The sequence below is a fragment of the Thermoanaerobacterales bacterium genome, assembly GCA_030019475.1.
Classification (GTDB): Bacteria; Bacillota; Desulfotomaculia; order Desulfotomaculales; family JASEER01; genus JASEER01.
Map to the genome: position 1 here is coordinate 27,643 of JASEER010000001.1, position 16,281 is coordinate 43,923.

Sequence of the window (16,281 nt, forward strand, 5' to 3'; positions counted from 1 at the left end):
GAGCTTGGTAGCCGCTACACTGAACGGTAACCGGCGCCTACTTGGTGCCCCAGTCCTGGGCGACACGGCCGGCGTTCCGCACCTGCGCCTGGGCGGCGGCCAGCCGGGCGATGGGGACGCGATAGGGTGAGCAGCTGACGTAGTTCAGGCCGATCCGGTGGCAGAAGTCGATCGAGCGCGGTTCGCCTCCGTGCTCGCCGCAGATGCCGATCAGGATGTCGGGCTTGGTGCTGCGCCCGAGTTCGACGCCCATGCGCATCAGTTTGCCGACACCCTTCTGATCGAGGACGGCGAAGGGGTTGTCGGAAAGGATTTTCTTATCAAGGTAATGCGGCAGGAACTTGCCCTCGGCGTCGTCGCGGGAAAAGCCCAGGGTCGTTTGGGTCAGGTCGTTGGTGCCGAAGGAGAAGAAGGATGCCTCCCGGGCGATCTCGTCGGCCAGCAGGGCGGCTCGCGGGAGTTCGATCATTGTCCCGACGGTATAATGAAACTCCACGCCCGTTTCCTGCTTGACGGCGGCGGCCACGTCGTCGACCAGGTTCTTCAGGAAGGCCAGTTCCCGCCGCCCCAGAACGAGCGGGATTTCCACCTCCGGGGTGACGTCCACGCCCTCCCGGACGAGGCGCGCCGTGGCCTGGAAGATGGCCCGCGCCTGCATGGCGTAAACCGCGGGGAAAGTGATTCCCAGGCGGCAGCCGCGATGGCCCAGCATGGGGTTGAACTCCGCCAGAGCGCGCACCTTCCGCAGGAGTTCCTCTTTGGCCGGGATCTCCTCCGCCTTTCCGGTCAGCCTGAGGCGTGTGATCTCAACCGCCAGGTCTTCGGCGTTGGGGAGGAACTCGTGCAGGGGCGGGTCAAGCAGCCGGATGCAGACCGGCAGCCCGGCCATGGCCTTCAGGATGCCGTAAAAGTCATCCTCCTGCACCGGCAGAAGCCGGTCGAGGGAGCGCTGTTTCTCCTCTGGGTCCTCGGCGAGGATCATGGCCTGGACGATCGGCAGGCGGTCGGGGGCCATGAACATGTGCTCGGTGCGGCAGAGGCCGATGCCCTCGGCGCCGAACTCCCTGGCCTTGGCGGCGTCGGCGGGGGTATCGGCGTTCGCCCGCACCCCGAGCGTGCGGATCTCGTCGGCCCATTCCAGGAGTTGCCTAAAGGCCGGTGAGAGTTCGGGGTCGATCATCGGCACCTCGCCCAGGATAACCCGGCCGGTGCCGCCGTCGATGGAGATGACGTCCCCCTCCCGGACGGTCAGGTTTCCGACCTGGAATTCACAGGCCTCGGCGCTGATGCGCACGGCCTCGCAGCCGCACACGCAGGGCTTACCCATGCCGCGGGCGACGACCGCGGCATGGCTGGTCATCCCGCCGCGGGAGGTGAGGACGCCCTGGGCGGCCACGATCCCGTGGATGTCGTCGGGCGTGGTCTCGGTGCGCACCAGGATGACCTTCCGCCCCTCGCGTCCGAGCTTCTCGGCCTGGTCGGCGTCGAAGACGACCGTGCCCGACGCGGAGCCCGGAGAAGCCGGCAGGCCGGTGGCGATAACGTCGAGCTTGGCGTTGGGGTCGATACGGCGGTGCAGGAGCTGGTCCAGTTGCTCGGGTTCGACCCGCAGAACGGCCTCCTCCCGGGAAATCAGGCCCTCACCGACCATCTCCACGGCGATGCGGATGGCGGCCTGGGCGGTGCGCTTGCCGTTGCGCGTTTGCAGGATGTAGAGCTTGCCGCGCTCCACGGTGAACTCGACGTCCTGCATGTCCCGGTAGTGCCGGTCCAGCAGGTCGCAGACGGCGGCGAACTGGGCATAGACCTCCGGCATTTCCCGCGCCAGATCATCGATCGACTGCGGCGTGCGGATGCCGGCGACCACGTCCTCGCCCTGGGCGTTGGTCAGGAACTCGCCGTAGAGGCGCTTTTCGCCGGTTGACGGGTTGCGGGTAAAGGCCACCCCCGACCCGGAATCGTTCCCCATGTTGCCGAAGACCATCACTTGAACATTTACGGCAGTGCCCCAGCTCTCGGGAATCCTGTATGTCTTGCGGTAGACTATGGCGCGCTGGTTGTTCCAGGAGTTGAAGACGGCATAGATGGCCATGAAGAGCTGTTCCATCGGGTCCTGGGGGAAGGAACGCCCGGTCGTGTCCTGGATAAGCTTCTTGTAGCGGGCGATGACCTCGCGCCAGTCGGCGGCCGACAACTCGTGGTCGTAGCGGACGCCGGCGCGGTCTTTCTGGGCCTGTAGAATGCTCTCGAACTGGTAGTGCTCGACCCCCATGACGACATCGCCGAACATGTGGATAAAGCGGCGGTAGCAGTCCATGGCGAACCGCTCGTCGCCGGTGTTGCGCGCCAGGGTCTCTACCGTCCGGTCGTTGAGGCCCAGGTTCAGGACGGTGTCCATCATGCCCGGCATGGAAACCGGGGCGCCGGAGCGGACGGAGACCAGCAGGGGGTTCTCCGGGTCGCCGAAACGCTTGCCGAGGGCGGCCTCCAGGGCGGTGACCTTTTCCCGCACCTGTTCCTCCATGCCTTCCGGGAAGCGCCGGCCCTGGGCGTAGAAATCCTTGCAGGCCTGGGTGGTGATGATGAAGCCGGGCGGCACCGGGAGGCCGATGTTGGTCATCTCGGCCAGGTTCGCCCCTTTCCCCCCCAGGAGGTCCTTCATCTTGGCGTTGCCCTCCGCGAACAGGTAGACGTATTTGGTGGTTATGGCTCCTCTCCCCTTCCTTGGATATACCCCTGATCAGTTTCTTATGTTCACGGTACGCACCGGGCCGGGCCCTGATGCCTGCTTTGGGGTGGATGGGGTAAGGAATTCTTCATCACATAGGGGAACTCCTGCTGCATTGGGCCACACTATTTGAGATTTTGTCATACTGTTTTGGGGGCGCTACAGATTGTCCGGGGATTGGCGTATAATGTTAATTACGCGGGCCTTTGCCATTTTTCGCAGGGTCTTTCGCTCCGTGGCCGGTATTGTCTCCCTGGGTGCCGTCCCGGGCCGGTGCGGGCGGTGACGGCGCCAAACCGCTTTCCTTGCCCGCCTGTCCAGGCGGGGCGCCGTCGGGAGCAGCCCGGCCACGGTCCTCGCGGCCCTTGTCCGTTCCGGGCGTGTCATCGGTGGTTTTACCGTTTGCCTTCGGGGGAGCATCGCCTGAACGGGGGTGATTGCCCTGCGGCCCATCAGGTTTGCCGGCCTCTTTGCCGGCCGGTCCCCCCGGGGCGGCATCCTTCCCGTCCCTGCCGGGCGGAACAGCGGGTTTGTCGCCTTGGACCGCTGAACAGGCGCCCGGGAACAGGTCTTCGGCCTTCAGCCGGTGCCGGTCGAGGATCGCGGGCAGGCTGGCCTTTTCCAGGTCGTCCTTGGAGAGGGTGGTCCCCTGCTTGCGCCCGTGCTGGGCCACCAGCCAGCGGCCCGTGGACAGGCCCTGGCGGTGGGCCTCCCGGTACTGATCGGGCGTGGCGGGCAGCACCAGGACCCGGCCGTCGAGGCCCCGGCCGGCAAGGGACGCCGTAATCCATGCCCGGATGTCCGTGACATCCACCGGCGGGTCATCGCCGGCCGCCGGTACCAGGGTCGCCATCACAAGGGCGGGATCGCCGGGTTTCAGGGTATCGGCCGTCACCGCGCCTTCGACGAGGCGCGCCAGGGCCTGCTCCAGGCTTGGGCGGGAACCCACGTTGCTGGCCCTCAGAATGGCCCTCCCGGCCTCATCCAGGGCCTCAACCCGGCGCAGGTGTCCGTCGCGGTCCAGGGTGAGGCTGAGGCTGCCGCCGAGTTCCAGGTCGACGTGGGCGGCGGCCGGCTGGATGACCGCCGGGCCGTAGAGGACGGCGGAAAGGCATAACAAAAGGGCGGCGACCGCGGCTAGAGCCGCCGGCCAGGGCCGGCGGCGCCGCGACGGGAGGGAAACGACCGCGCCCGGTTGGGCCGCGCCGGTACGAGGCAGCCGGACGAAGTCTCCCTCGCCGGTCATGACGATCATTGATCGTCCCTTTACTTCCATGACCACCGCCTTACGGTCGACCATCGGTCGTTTCACCTTCCTTTCCGCCCGACGGATCCCGGTTCAACCCGGCGAAGGTACGCAGGGGGTAAAGCTCCGGCCGGGATAGGACGAGCGCCAAGGCGACGATATACCGCCGGCCGCGCTCGAGCACCCGCCGGCTCAGCCCGGTTTTCGCAGCCAACTCCCGCAGGGGCAGCCGCCGTTGCGTCTCCAGGACCTGTCGCAGGTCCGGGTCGCCCGCCACGCTGCGGGCGGCGCGGATCAACGCCTCGCGGGTATCGCGGTGTTTGGGCGAGGCGGCCACCAGGTCGGCAAAGTCCAGACCGTAAAGCCCCAACTGCCGCCGCAGGGCCTCGACGGCCAGGGGCAGGTCGCCGGGTTCGGCGGGCACCGGTTCGGCGGGATCTACGCTGAGTTCCTCCAGGCTGACCATACCCTGGCGGTGACGCATCTCCCGCCGGTGGTGGTCGATCAGGCGCCGGCGAATGACCTGCGCGGCAAAAGACTGGAACCCGGCCCCTGCCGCGGGGTCGTAGGCGTCGATGGCCTCGTTGAGGGCGCAAAGGGCCACCCCGAGTTCGTCATCGTTCTCCCAGGCCAGATGCCGTCCCGTGACACGGGCGGCGACCTGGGCGGCAAAAGGCTTGAGCCGGCCGAGAATGGTTTCGCGTGCTTCGGCATTGCCCGCGCGGGCCTGTAAGAGCAGTTCGTTCAGTCCGACCCCGGTCTGAGGCACCTGGGTATACTCCTTTTAGTGTTTGATTCACGGTGGTCTTCCTTCCTCTTCGCCGGGGGCTCGTAACTTCCTTTTTTATGGCTTCGCAAAGGAAAGCGGGCTTTAGGTGGGTAGGCAAAATTCGTATAACCTGAGGGTCAACATTAACAGGCTAGGAGCAGGATGGTGAAGACCTTGAACAACGACTGGCACAGGGAGACGGCGGCCCGGGTGGGCGCGCACCTGGGGACCGACCTGGCGGAGGGGCTGACGCAGACCCAGGTTCAGGCGCGCCTGGCCCAATACGGCCCCAACCGTTTACCGGAGAGAAAGGGGCCCTCGGCGTGGGTCATCTTTCTGGCCCAGTTTAAGAGCGTCATCGTCCTGCTCTTGATTGCCGCCGCGGCCGTTTCGGCGGCTCTGGGTGATCTGCTGGAGGCCGGGGCGATTGCCGTGGTCATCCTGCTGAACGCTGTAACAGGCTTCATTATGGAGTTCCGGGCGGCCAAGGCGATGGACGTCCTGCGGCGGATGGTCACCGTGCGGGCGAGGGTCATCCGCGACGGCCGGCTGCACGAGGTGGACGCCGCGATGCTGGTGCCCGGCGACCTGATCGTCTTTGAGGAGGGGGACCGCGTTCCGGCCGACGCCCGCCTGGTGAGCGCCGAGAACCTGGCCACCGTCGAGGCTTCGTTGACCGGGGAATCGGAGCCGGTGGAAAAGGATACCGCTCCCCTGGATGAGCCTGGGGCACCCCCGGGGGACCGGATAAACATGGTGTTCTCCGGAACCAGCGTCGCCCGGGGAACAGGGCGGGCGGTGGTCGTCGCGACCGGGGAACGGACGGAGATCGGCCGCATCTCCGCTCTGCTGGAGGAGACGGAAGATGAGCACACCCCCCTTGAGAAACGGATGGGCCGTTTGGGCCGTACCCTGGCCCTGGCCAGCCTGGGGATCGCCCTGGTGGTCGGGGTGGTCGGGGTCCTCACCGGAAAACCGCCGGCCCTCATGTTGACCACGGCCATCGCCCTCGCCGTCGCCGCCGTGCCCGAAGGCCTGCCGGCCGTGGCGACCATCACCCTGGCCATCGGCATGCGGCGCATGGCGCGCCAGCAGGCCATCATCCGGCGCCTGCCGGCGGTCGAAACCCTGGGGTCGACGACCGTGATCTGCACCGACAAGACCGGCACCCTGACCGAAAACCAGATGACCGTGGAACGGATCTGGCAGGGGGGACGGGAGACGGTGGTCACGGGCCTCGGCTACGTGCCGGAGGGGGAGTTCCGGCAGGACGAAGTCACCGTTGCTCCCCAGGGCGACCTCTCCCTCCTGTTGCAGGCGGGGGCGCTGGCCAACCGGGCGGCGATAGGGCGCGACGAGCGGACCGGGGAGTGGAAGGTGATCGGCGACCCCACCGAGGGGGCCCTGGTGGTGGCGGCGAGAAAGGCCGGCTTCAGCCGGGAGGAGGCCGAGGACCTGGGGTTCGTTCGCCGGCGGGAGATCCCGTTCTCATCCGAGGAAAAGCGGATGGCGGTGTACTATGACCTCCCGGACGGGTCGACGGCGGTCTTCGCCAAAGGTGCCCCGGCGGCGATTCTGGAGGTGGCGACGCATCTGCGCGTGGACGGCCGGGACGATCCGCTGGGGGAGGATGCACGCGCGCGGGTTCAGGCGGCCAACGACGCGCTGGCCTCCGAGGGCCTGCGGGTTCTGGCCCTGGCCTACCGGCCGGGGGCAACTACTTCGGAGGAGACACCGTACCATGGCCTGGTCTTGCTCGGCCTGGTCGGCCTGGCGGACCCCCCGCGGAAGGAGGTGCCCGCGGCAATCGCCGAGGCGCGCCGGGCGGGAGTACGGACGATAATGATCACCGGCGACCAGCCGGCCACGGCGAAGGCCATTGCCCGCCGCATCGGCCTGGGCGGGGACGACCAGGCGGTGGTGCACGGGCGCGACCTGGGGCGGGCCACACCTGACGAATTGCGTTCACTGGTTGCGCAGACGGCGGTTTTTGCCCGCGTTTCCCCGGAGCACAAGCTGGCCCTGGTCCGGGCGCTGCAAGATCGGGGGGAAGTGGTGGCCATGACCGGGGACGGGGTCAATGACGCCCCGGCCTTGCGGCGGGCCGATATAGGGGTGGCGATGGGTATCCAGGGGACGGCGGTGGCCAGGGAGGCGGCGGACATGGTCCTGGCCGACGACAACTTCGCCACGATTATCCGCGCCGTAAAGCAGGGGCGTGTGATTTTCGACAACATCCAGAAGTTCATCCATTATCTTTTCTCCTGCAACCTTTCCGAGATCCTCGTAATCTTTATCGCCATCGTCGCCGGGCTGCCGATACCCCTTGTTGTGCTCCAGATCCTCTGGCTTAACATGCTCACCGATGTCTTCCCGGCTCTCGCCCTGGGCTGGGAACCGGCTGAGCCGGGTGTCATGCGGCGGCCGCCCCGCAGTCCCCGTGCCGAGCTTGTAGACACCCCTTTCTTCGGCCTCATCTCCGCCCAGGGGCTGTTCCTCGCCATCGGCACCCTTGGAGCCTACTACTATGTCCTCGCCTCCGGCGGGGATATCGCCACGGCGAGAACGGTGGCGTTTGTTACCATCGCCCTGGTACAGGTCGCGCACGTCTTCAACGTACGGCGGCACGACCGTTTTGGGGTGGAAGGTTCCCTCCTGGCCAACCCCTTTATGCTCGGCGCTCTGGGCATGACCCTGGGGTTGCAGATCCTCGCGGTGTACCTGCCGGGCTTGAACCTTGTTCTGGATACGGTACCTCTCACAGGAGGAGAATGGCTGGTGGTGGCAGGGGGTGTCATCGGCCCCGTGGCTGCGGTCTGGGCGCTGAAGCGGGTGATCCTGGGCCGGCGACAGGCGGTGCGTCGGAAAGGACGGGCCCCGGGCGCCGAAGACGCGCCGCGGGGCCGCGAAGACTGGACTGTTGTGACGGGAAAAAGGAAAGTCTGACGCCTTTGCCTTAAGCTGTTTCAGCCGGAGCGGATGTGGAACCGGGACCCGCGCCGGCCCGCCCGGATGCCCGGGCCGAGCAGATAGACCGGCCGCTCCGGGTCGTGGAAAGGCACCACGGCACTGACCGTGCCGGCGTCGAAGCTGTCCTCTGCCGAGTAGGGCTGCACGATGCTCCCGGCATCTCCGGCATCCCCGGTATCTTCGTTGTCCACCGCCGCCAAAGCGCTCCCTCCCTTTCTCCTTGATCGCGCGATTTCGGCCTTAGTTTGGCCCGGGTGCGGAGTCGCTATCCGGCCGCCGGCCGGGGGTGGGAACATCCTCAGGGGCGGGTAGGGGCAAGGTCAGCCTGACCGTCGTTCCGATGCCATCCCTGCTTTCAACGGTGAGGTTTCCCCCATGCTGGTGGACAATGCTGCGCGAAATAGGAAGACCGAGGCCCGTTCCGCCGTGGGTCGTAAAGTACAGGTCGAAGATCTTGGGCATCACGGCGGGCTTGATACCGTGGCCGTTATCCCGTACTTCGATGTACAGGGTCCGGTCATCCCGGCGGGTGGCGATAACCACCGTCCCCCCGGGCGGGGTCGCGTCAATCGCGTTCTTGATCAGGTTTACAAGCACCTGTTTGAGTTGATCCGGGTCGCCCTGGATGGCGGTCCCCGTCGCCTGGAGGTCGGTCTGCAGGTCAATGCCGTTAAGAAAGGTGTAGCCTTGCATCAGGGCAACGACGTCCTCCACCAGGCCGTCGGGGTCGACCGCCGTCATCCCTGCGCCGTCGTTCCTGCTCAGGCTGATGAAGCCGCGAATCAGGTCGTTGACCCGGTCTACCTCTTCGAGGATCAGGTTCAGGTAAGTGGAGGGGTCCTGCGTGGCCCGGCCCTCCAGGAGGAGTTGAACGAAGCCGCGGATAGCCGCTATCGGATTACGGACCTCGTGGGCGAAGCCGGCAATGATTTTGCTCGTTACGCCCAGCCGTTCGTAGTGCCGCAGGCGGCGTTCCTGATCGCGCATTTCGGTGAGGTCGGTGAGGACGCAGAGCCTCCCGATGGGCTGGTGGTTCTGGTTCCGCAGGACGCGGATATCCACCAGCAAAGTGACCGGCTTGCCCCGGCAGAGGGCCTTAACCTCCACCCCAGAAAATTCGACACCGTGATCCAGCGACTGCAGGAGGGTGTGCAGGAAGTCGCCGGGGGTAAGGACCTGGCGGATATCCCGGTGGAGAACGGACGAGCGCGGTTGGCCGAACAGCTTCTCCGCGGCGAAATTCCACACGAAAAGGCCCCCGTTGCGATCCACCGCGAAAACCGCCTGGCCCATGGTGTCCAGCAGGCGCTTGAGGTTGGCAGAGGTCAGCATGGGTTCCAGTGCGCTGGTATCAGATCCTGCAGTCATTTCCCCCGCCTCGTGAAGCGCCGGTTCAAACGCGGGTATCGCGTCGCGCCAGACGATCATTATTTGTTTAGCAATCCCCGTGTTGGAAGGCAAAGTGACACCCCCGCAAAACCCATCTTCTTTATTCTATTTACGAAAGGAAGGATACAAAAGGCTGTATCGATCGCCTTATTCCCCCACCAAACGACATCCATCGCTGTCGAAAACCTTAAACCCGGGTTTGACGTCCATCTTTAAAAGGGCGGGGATGGCAGCATATCGCCCGCCACGCGGGTATGCTCCGGCGGATCAAGACATAGGAGGCCAGAGCGAGGTTGACAGAGAGAGCGGCGATTGTTTATAGTACCTACACAACTTCATACCCCCAGCGCTGAATCCCCGGTGCGACCGGGGAGCGGAGGAACCGGTTCCCTTTGGGGTGAATCGCCGGGCGGGTCAGGGCCCGCCTGGGTAGGGTTACTCTTCGACCCGAACCCGTCAGCTAACTTCGCAAGCGTCGAAAGAGGAGTCGGCGGCCGTCTGCCGGCCGTGGTCTTTTGTTTTGGCTGTTTGCCCCAGGGGAATTTCCCTTGGGGCTTTGTGCTTCGCTGCGGCCGGGGGAGGTGGAAGCAAAGGCCGTCGCGGACGATCAGTGCCGAATGGGAAAAGGAGGTATCCAGGTGGCCAGAAAGATGCTAGTGGTCCTTATGGTGTTGGCTTCCATAACGCTTATCGTGGCGGGTTGCACCGGTTCCCTAACCGGTTCCGTAAAAGAGGAAGACACTCCGGCGGCGGGTGAACCGGCCAAGGAGGCCTTCAACTGGGCCTGCTCCGGGCAGTACCGGCCCTTTAACTTCTACGACGAGAAAAACAACCTGACCGGCTTCGATGTGGAGATCGGCAGGGCCCTTTGCGAAAAGATGGGAATGGAGCCCAAACCGGTGACGGCGCCCTGGGACAGCCTGATCAACGGCCTGCAGGCGAAACGCTACGACGCGATCCTCGGCAGCATGACGATCACCGAGGAGCGCAAGCAGCAGGTGGACTTTTCGGACCCCTACTACGTTTCGGGGGCCCAGCTTTTCGTCCGCAAGGAGGAAACGGGGATCAAGAGCGCGGCCGACTTGAAGCAGGATACGAAAATCGGTGTGCTCACCAACAGCACCTACGATAAGGAGGCCCGGAAATACTCCAAGAACATCGTCAACTACCAGAGCGACGAGACAGCGCTGCGTGACCTCAACGCCGGGCGTGTGGATGCGGTCATCACCGACCGCTTCGTAGGCAAACTGGCTATTGACGAGACCGGCCTGAAGAACATCGAAATGGTGGGGGATCTCCTGTTCGTCGAGGAAGTCGGTATCGCCTTCCGTAAGGGCGACGATGCCCTGCGGGAAAAGGTGAACGCCGCCTTGAAGGCCATCAAGGACGACGGGACCTACCTGAAGATCAGTAACAAGTACTTCGGGCAAGACATCAGTAAGTAAAGAAAACACCACTGTATCCGCCGGTGCAGGGCCGGCCCCGGGGGCCGGCCCCCAGCCGGGGCGGAAGGGAGATGGATATTTGCAGTTCCTTGAAGACCTGATCAAATACGCACCATATTTCCTGCAGGCCTTACAGGTCACCCTGGCCTTGACCGCGGCCTCAATGGCCATTGGTGTGGCCATCGGCCTCTTTTTCGCTATGCTTAAGATTTCCAAACGACGGGTCTTAAACCTCTTTGCCGACTTTTATATCGGCATCATCAGGGGGACCCCACTGATTGTCCAGATTTTCTTCGTCTATTACGGCCTGGTTGAGATTGTCGACTTCGGGCAGTTCTGGTCGGCATCCATCGCGCTCGCCGTACACAGCGGCGCATACATCGCGGAGATCTTCCGCGCCGGCATCCAGTCCATCAACCGCGGCCAGATGGAGGCCGCCCGTTCCCTGGGCATGAGTTACGCGCTCGCCATGCGGCGCATTATCCTGCCCCAGGCCTTCAGGCGCGTCGTTCCGCCCCTGGGGAACCAGTTCATTATCGGGCTCAAGGATTCATCCCTGGCTTCTTTCATCGCCATGGATGAGCTGTTTCACATCGCCCAGCGGTTTGCGGCCTCAACCTTCCGGTCGATGGAGTTCTATGTCATGGGAGGCCTGTACTACCTGGCGCTGGTCATTATCTTCACCCTGATGGTCAACGCCCTGGAGCGGCGGCTGCAGGTGGATAAGGCATAAGGAGGCTCGTCCTTTGATTAGAGTCAAGAACCTGAACAAATACTTCGGTGCCCTGCGGGTTTTGCATGATATCAACCTGGAGGTGGCGCGGAGTGAAGTGGTGGTGCTGATCGGCGCCAGCGGTTCCGGCAAGAGCACACTCCTGCGGTGCCTCAATTTCCTGGAGGAGGCCGACAGCGGGGAGATCTGGATCGAAGGGAGAAAGGTGGATCGGGTAAAGGACAACCTGAACCTTATCCGGCGCGAGGTCGGAATGGTCTTTCAGCTCTTTAACCTTTTCCCTCACTTTACCGTGCTGGGGAACGTGATGGAGGCCCCGGTCCAGGTTAAACGCATCGACCCGCGACAGGCGCGCGAAGAGGCCATGGCCCTCCTGGAGAAAGTGGGCCTGGCGGACAAGGCCGGCGCCTACCCCGCCCAGCTCTCGGGGGGGCAGAAACAGCGGGTGGCCATCGCCCGCGCCCTCGCTATGCGCCCCAAGGTTATGCTCTTCGACGAGCCGACCTCCGCCCTGGACCCCGAGCTGGTGGGGGAGGTGTTGACGGTGATGAAGCAACTGGCCGCCGAGGGCATGACGATGATCGTCGTTACCCATGAGATGGCCTTTGCCCGGGAAGTCGGGGACTGGGTGGTCTACATGGACGAAGGGCGGGTCGTCGAGGTCGGGCGGCCCGAGCATGTCTTCGAGTCGCCGCAGCACGAGCGCACGCGGTCCTTCCTCAGCCGCGTGCGGGAGCCCAGGGAAGCCCACCGGAGTTCCGGGCGCCGGTTGTGGAGCGCTCCGTCGCCGCGCGCCGCGTCACTGGCGGAGAGGATCGGCTCCACGGCCAGCGCCGGGTAGATCGGGACACTGTGTTAAAGACGGCGGGAGCCCCCGCCGGGGGCTCCCTTGGCCGCTATACTCATTCACCCGCGCCGCCGGCGCGGTTCGTGGAGGGGGCTCTCACGGCTCTCCACCTCCGGCAGGAGACATGTTGAAGCGACGCCCGGGCTTCACCCCCTGTCAATTGAAATGGGGCCGGGCGCCCGGCCCGATCTGTGGTGATTAAATGCGTCTGGCGGCCACCTGGGCCCGGTGGTAGACCCCGCCGAACACGGCGGCCAGGATGACGGTGCTGTAGAAGGCGCCGAGGACCACCAGTGGCGGGCCGACCGTGGGCAAATGCGCGAGCAGGGAAACAGCGAAAAAGAGAAAAATGGCGGACACGTACGCTCCAAGGTAGCCGGCGGGGTTGCGCACGATGTGGCGGATCAATGTTCCCAGGCGAAAGGCGGCGGCGATGTCCCCGGTTGCAGCGTAATGGGCCAGGGCCATGGGGAGTACAAAACCCAGGGCCATGGCCAGCCCGACCGCCCAGAGAAGGTTCCCGCCCAGGCCGGCCAGTGCGAACGGGTTCAGGCCGGACGCGGAGGTGGTGGCGGCCACGGTTCCCCAGAGGCCGCCGAAGGTCGTGACCAGCGCCGGAATCCCGAGGTAGGCCACGATAACCAGCATCCACCCCAGTCCCCGGGCGAACTTGGCGCCGGGCTCGGACCAGGATGGCAGGTCGGACTGCCCCCTCACCCCCCGTTCCATGACTTCGGCGGCGTAGCCCAGGCTGACAAGGTTGACAACGGGTACGACTCCCAGGACGGCGCCCAGTACAAGCCGTCCCAGTCCCCGAAACGCGAAGGGCATTTTGAACGCCCTCTCAACAAGCATCTTCTCCCTCCTTTCGATGGCCGCCAGGGTCCTGGCCTTGGTAATTGTTACGTACCATCGGCCGGTCATATCTCACCTTTCCGGCGCTTACCGGAGGGTAATTTTTGCCCTTAAAGGGCGGATTCTGTTAAAATAGGGTGAACTTCCCTCACCGGAGGCGAGACAGTGCTGAACCACCTTACCACTCTTCTGGCTAATCTGAGCCCCGCCCTGGTCCTGGACCGGGGGGCGCGGGTCCTCCTGATCCTCTTCGGCGGCTGGCTGCTCCTGAACCTTGGGGGCCGGATTATCAGGCGCGCCTTCGCCGTGGCGCGGGTGGAGCCCGGCAAACGGGAGACATTGGTGACCCTGGTCAGCTCCCTGGTCCGGTACCTGGTCTATGCCGTGGCCGCCCTGCTCTTGATCAAGGTTTTCGTGCCGGACTTTGACCTGGCCCCCATCCTCGCCGGCGCGGGGGTCCTGGGCCTGGCGGTGGGGTTCGGGGCCCAGAGCCTCATTAAGGATGTCGTCACCGGCTTTTTCATTAACTTCGAAGACCAGCTACACGTCGGTGATTACGTGCAACTGAACGACGGCGTGACCGGCACGGTCGAGGAAGTGGGTCTACGGATGACGACCATCAGGGAGTGGGGCGGTCAGAAGTACTACATCGCCAACTCGGAGATCCGTACGGTGCGCAACTACAACCGGCGGGAACTGCGGGCCATCGTCGCCGCGACCTTCCCCTTTGAAGAGGATCCCCGGCGGGTGCACGAGCTTCTGGACGAAGTCTGCGCCGTCATCCGCGAGCGCCATGCCGACGGTCTCCTGCGCGACGAAAACGGGGAATTCGTTGAACCGCCGCAGGTCTACGGGGTGACGGATATAAGCCGGGATGAGCGCGGCGGTGAGTTCACGATAATCGCCAAGACCACCCCGGAAGCCTATTGGGCGGTACAGCGGGCGATCCGGGAAGAGATCTGGGTGCGCGCCCGCGAAAGGGGGATCGCTCTCGCCTATCCTCGCCGGGTGCTTGAGGACCGTTGCATAAAACCCTCGGGGCGCAGGCAGAATGAGGATGGGTGATAAGCAGTAATGGCCGAGGGTAAAAGGGGAAAAGCCTCCCCCGCGGAGATGCGGTACCGCGCCCTGGACAAGTTCATCGAGCGCTACGGTTCCCGTCCGGGAGGCCTGGTACGTGTACTGCAGAAGGCGCAAGACCTCTTCGGTTACCTGACCCCCGAGGTGCAGGTATATGTCGCCGACCGGATGTGCCTGCCCATTGGTCACGTCAACGGCGTGGCCACTTTTTATGCCGGTTTTGTCACCGCCCCCCGGGGAAGGTATACGATCAGCGTCTGTCGGGGAACGGCTTGTTACGTCAAGGGTGCCCAGGACATCTTTGAGCGGTTTAAGGAACTGCTGGGGGTCGATGACGACGGCACCACGGCGGACGGTCTCTTCACCCTGCGCTCCACGCGATGCCTCGGGGCGTGCGGCCTGTCCCCGGTAATCACGGTCAACGAGGATGTTCACGGCAACCTCACCGCCGACATGATCACTCCCCTTCTGGACCGCTACCGGCGGGAGGCCGAGGAAGGCGAGCGAGAGGGGGTGGTGACCGATGTCCCTCACCAGCCTGACCGACCTGGAAGGGATCCGCGCGCGACACCTCCCCCGTATTGAGGAACGGCTGCGGCCGGGAGAGCTTGCCCGGCCGTCCCAGGTCCTGGTCTGCACCGGTACCGGTTGCGCTTCTTCGGGCAGTGTGGAGATCTACAACGCCCTGCGGCAAGAGGTCCGGGAGCGCGGCCTGGACGTCACGGTCACGCGCACCGGCTGTTTCGGTTTTTGCGGGGCGGGGCCGATCGTGGTCGTCCACCCCGGCGCGGTGCTTTATTGCGGGGTGAAGGAGGACCAGGTCCGGCACCTGGCGGAACGGCACCTGGAGAAGGGCCGGGTGGTGCCCGAGCTGCTTTACAGGGAGGGGGAGACGGCCAGGAGCTTCCTTTTCGAGGTGCCGTTCTTCGCCCGGCAGCACCGGGTGGTGCTGGAGAACTCCGGTCTGATCGACCCCGAGGACATCGAGGAATACATCGCCCGCGACGGTTACTTCGCCCTGGCCCACGTCCTGTCCGGCATGACTCCGGAAGAGGTCACGCGGACCGTGTCCGCCTCCGGGCTGCGGGGACGGGGCGGGGCCGGCTTCCCCACCGGGCGGAAATGGGCCTTCGCCGCGGTCGAGCCCGGGCCCAAAAAGTATATCGTCTGCAACGCTGACGAGGGGGATCCGGGCGCCTTCATGGACCGCAGCATCCTGGAAGGAAACCCGCACGCCGTCCTGGAGGGGATGGCCATCGCCGCCTACGCCGTCGGCGCGGACGAGGGGTTCGTCTACGCCCGTATCGAGTACCCTTTGGCCGTCAAGCGGCTGGAGATCGCCATCCGCCAGGCGCGAAAGCTGGGTCTTTTGGGCAAGGACATCCTCGGTTCGGAATTCTCCTTTGACGTCGACATCGCGCTGGGGGCGGGGGCCTTCGTCTGCGGCGAGGAAACGGCCCTCTTAAACTCTGCCATGGGCCTGCGGGGCGAGCCCCGGGTGCGCCCCCCGTTCCCGGCGCAGGCCGGGCTTTACGGCAAGCCGACGGTGATTAACAACGTTGAAACCCTGGCCAACGTACCGGCCATCATCCGCCGCGGCGCCGCCTGGTACGCCGCCATGGGCACGGAGCGCAGCAAGGGGACCAAGATCTTCTCCCTGGCCGGGAAAATCCGGAACACCGGCCTGGTTGAGGTGCCGATGGGGATGCCCCTGGGTTCCCTGGTCTACGACATCGGCGGCGGGCCTCCGCCCGGCCGCAGGATTAAGGCCGTCCAGACCGGCGGCCCGTCCGGGGGGGCGGTGCCGGCCGACCGGCTGGATGTCCCGATTGACTACGAATCATTCCGTGAACTCGGTACGATCGTCGGATCCGGCGGCTTGATCGTCCTCGATGACCGTGACTGCATGGTTGACCTGGCGAAGTTCTACATGCAGTTCGCCCGGGACGAGTCCTGCGGCCGCTGCACCCCTTGCCGAGTGGGAACGGCCCAGATGGTCGAGATCCTGGAACGGATCACGGCCGGCGCGGGGACACTGGAGGACCTGGACGAACTGGATGCGCTGGCCGGGGACGTCCAGGAAGCCTCGCTCTGCGGGCTGGGGCAAACGGCCGCCAACCCGGTCCTTTCCACGCTCCGGTACTTCCGGGGCGAGTACCTGGCCCACATCAAGGATCATTATTGCCCCGCAGGCGTCTGCAACCTGCGGGTGCATTGAA

12 protein-coding genes, 1 pseudogene and 1 riboswitch are annotated in these 16,281 nt (G+C 64.9%); of the genes and pseudogenes, 7 read left to right on the forward strand and 6 right to left on the reverse strand.

Annotation, left to right across the window (positions count from 1 at the left end):
- Positions 1 to 37: 37 nt before the first annotated feature.
- The 3 genes from ppdK to QMC81_00185 all read right to left on the reverse strand — a co-directional run bounded on the left by ppdK (position 38) and on the right by QMC81_00185 (position 4,743).
- Positions 38 to 2,707, reverse strand: a complete 2,670-nt coding sequence (ppdK, locus tag QMC81_00175; GenBank protein ID MDI6905888.1) for a pyruvate, phosphate dikinase — start codon at positions 2,705 to 2,707, stop codon at positions 38 to 40.
- A gap of 211 nt (positions 2,708 to 2,918) precedes the next feature.
- The gene (locus QMC81_00180; GenBank protein MDI6905889.1) at positions 2,919 to 4,040 is read right to left on the reverse strand and encodes an anti-sigma factor domain-containing protein; all 1,122 of its coding nucleotides are present in this window, start codon (positions 4,038 to 4,040) and stop codon (positions 2,919 to 2,921) included.
- Entirely contained in the window at positions 4,015 to 4,743 is a 729-nt protein-coding gene (locus QMC81_00185; protein ID MDI6905890.1) for a sigma-70 family RNA polymerase sigma factor, read from the reverse strand. The genes QMC81_00180 and QMC81_00185 overlap by 26 nt, the downstream gene beginning before the upstream one ends.
- A gap of 174 nt (positions 4,744 to 4,917) precedes the next feature.
- Between QMC81_00185 and QMC81_00190 the strand changes: the two genes are divergently transcribed.
- Positions 4,918 to 7,689 (forward strand): cation-transporting P-type ATPase, encoded by a 2,772-nt coding sequence (locus tag QMC81_00190; GenBank protein MDI6905891.1) that lies wholly within the window; start codon positions 4,918 to 4,920, stop codon positions 7,687 to 7,689.
- 20 nt (positions 7,690 to 7,709) lie between these two features.
- Here the strand turns inward: QMC81_00190 and QMC81_00195 are convergent, their stop codons facing one another.
- Positions 7,710 to 7,904 carry a hypothetical protein gene (locus tag QMC81_00195; GenBank protein MDI6905892.1) on the reverse strand — a complete coding sequence of 65 codons (195 nt, stop codon included), beginning with the start codon at positions 7,902 to 7,904 and terminating at the stop codon, positions 7,710 to 7,712.
- Positions 7,905 to 7,953: 49 nt separating this feature from the next.
- Entirely contained in the window at positions 7,954 to 9,174 is a 1,221-nt protein-coding gene (locus QMC81_00200; GenBank protein MDI6905893.1) for an ATP-binding protein, read from the reverse strand.
- 265 nt (positions 9,175 to 9,439) lie between these two features.
- Positions 9,440 to 9,591, forward strand: a riboswitch (cyclic di-AMP (ydaO/yuaA leader).
- A gap of 149 nt (positions 9,592 to 9,740) precedes the next feature.
- Here QMC81_00200 and QMC81_00205 point away from each other — a divergent pair.
- The 3 genes and pseudogenes from QMC81_00205 to QMC81_00215 all read left to right on the forward strand — a co-directional run bounded on the left by QMC81_00205 (position 9,741) and on the right by QMC81_00215 (position 12,001).
- Entirely contained in the window at positions 9,741 to 10,547 is an 807-nt protein-coding gene (locus QMC81_00205) for an ABC transporter substrate-binding protein (protein ID MDI6905894.1), read from the forward strand.
- A 97-nt stretch (positions 10,548 to 10,644) separates the two neighbouring features.
- The gene (locus tag QMC81_00210) at positions 10,645 to 11,280 is read left to right on the forward strand and encodes an amino acid ABC transporter permease (GenBank protein ID MDI6905895.1); all 636 of its coding nucleotides are present in this window, start codon (positions 10,645 to 10,647) and stop codon (positions 11,278 to 11,280) included.
- Positions 11,281 to 11,293: 13 nt separating this feature from the next.
- Positions 11,294 to 12,001: pseudogene (locus QMC81_00215) on the forward strand (amino acid ABC transporter ATP-binding protein).
- Between the two features lie 324 nt (positions 12,002 to 12,325).
- On the opposite strand, the gene QMC81_00220 reads toward QMC81_00215, so the two are convergent.
- Positions 12,326 to 13,051 carry a DUF4013 domain-containing protein gene (locus QMC81_00220; protein ID MDI6905896.1) on the reverse strand — a complete coding sequence of 242 codons (726 nt, stop codon included), beginning with the start codon at positions 13,049 to 13,051 and terminating at the stop codon, positions 12,326 to 12,328.
- Between the two features lie 96 nt (positions 13,052 to 13,147).
- Here QMC81_00220 and QMC81_00225 point away from each other — a divergent pair, with 96 nt between their 5' ends.
- The 3 genes from QMC81_00225 to QMC81_00235 are packed head-to-tail and all read left to right on the forward strand — an operon-like array spanning position 13,148 to position 16,280.
- Positions 13,148 to 14,047 carry a mechanosensitive ion channel family protein gene (locus QMC81_00225; protein ID MDI6905897.1) on the forward strand — a complete coding sequence of 300 codons (900 nt, stop codon included), beginning with the start codon at positions 13,148 to 13,150 and terminating at the stop codon, positions 14,045 to 14,047.
- A 9-nt stretch (positions 14,048 to 14,056) separates the two neighbouring features.
- Positions 14,057 to 14,647, forward strand: a complete 591-nt coding sequence (locus tag QMC81_00230) for an NAD(P)H-dependent oxidoreductase subunit E (protein MDI6905898.1) — start codon at positions 14,057 to 14,059, stop codon at positions 14,645 to 14,647.
- Positions 14,586 to 16,280 carry an NADH-ubiquinone oxidoreductase-F iron-sulfur binding region domain-containing protein gene (locus tag QMC81_00235; GenBank protein ID MDI6905899.1) on the forward strand — a complete coding sequence of 565 codons (1,695 nt, stop codon included), beginning with the start codon at positions 14,586 to 14,588 and terminating at the stop codon, positions 16,278 to 16,280. The genes QMC81_00230 and QMC81_00235 overlap by 62 nt, the downstream gene beginning before the upstream one ends.
- Position 16,281 lies beyond the last annotated feature (1 nt).

Coding starts and splice junctions, on each gene's coding strand:
- QMC81_00230 (MDI6905898.1), top strand. CDS start 14,057: ATGGCCGAGGGTAAAAGGGGAAAAGCCTCCCCCGCGGAGATGCGGTAC.
- QMC81_00220 (MDI6905896.1), bottom strand. CDS start 13,051: ATGACCGGCCGATGGTACGTAACAATTACCAAGGCCAGGACCCTGGCG.
- QMC81_00235 (MDI6905899.1), top strand. CDS start 14,586: ATGTCCCTCACCAGCCTGACCGACCTGGAAGGGATCCGCGCGCGACAC.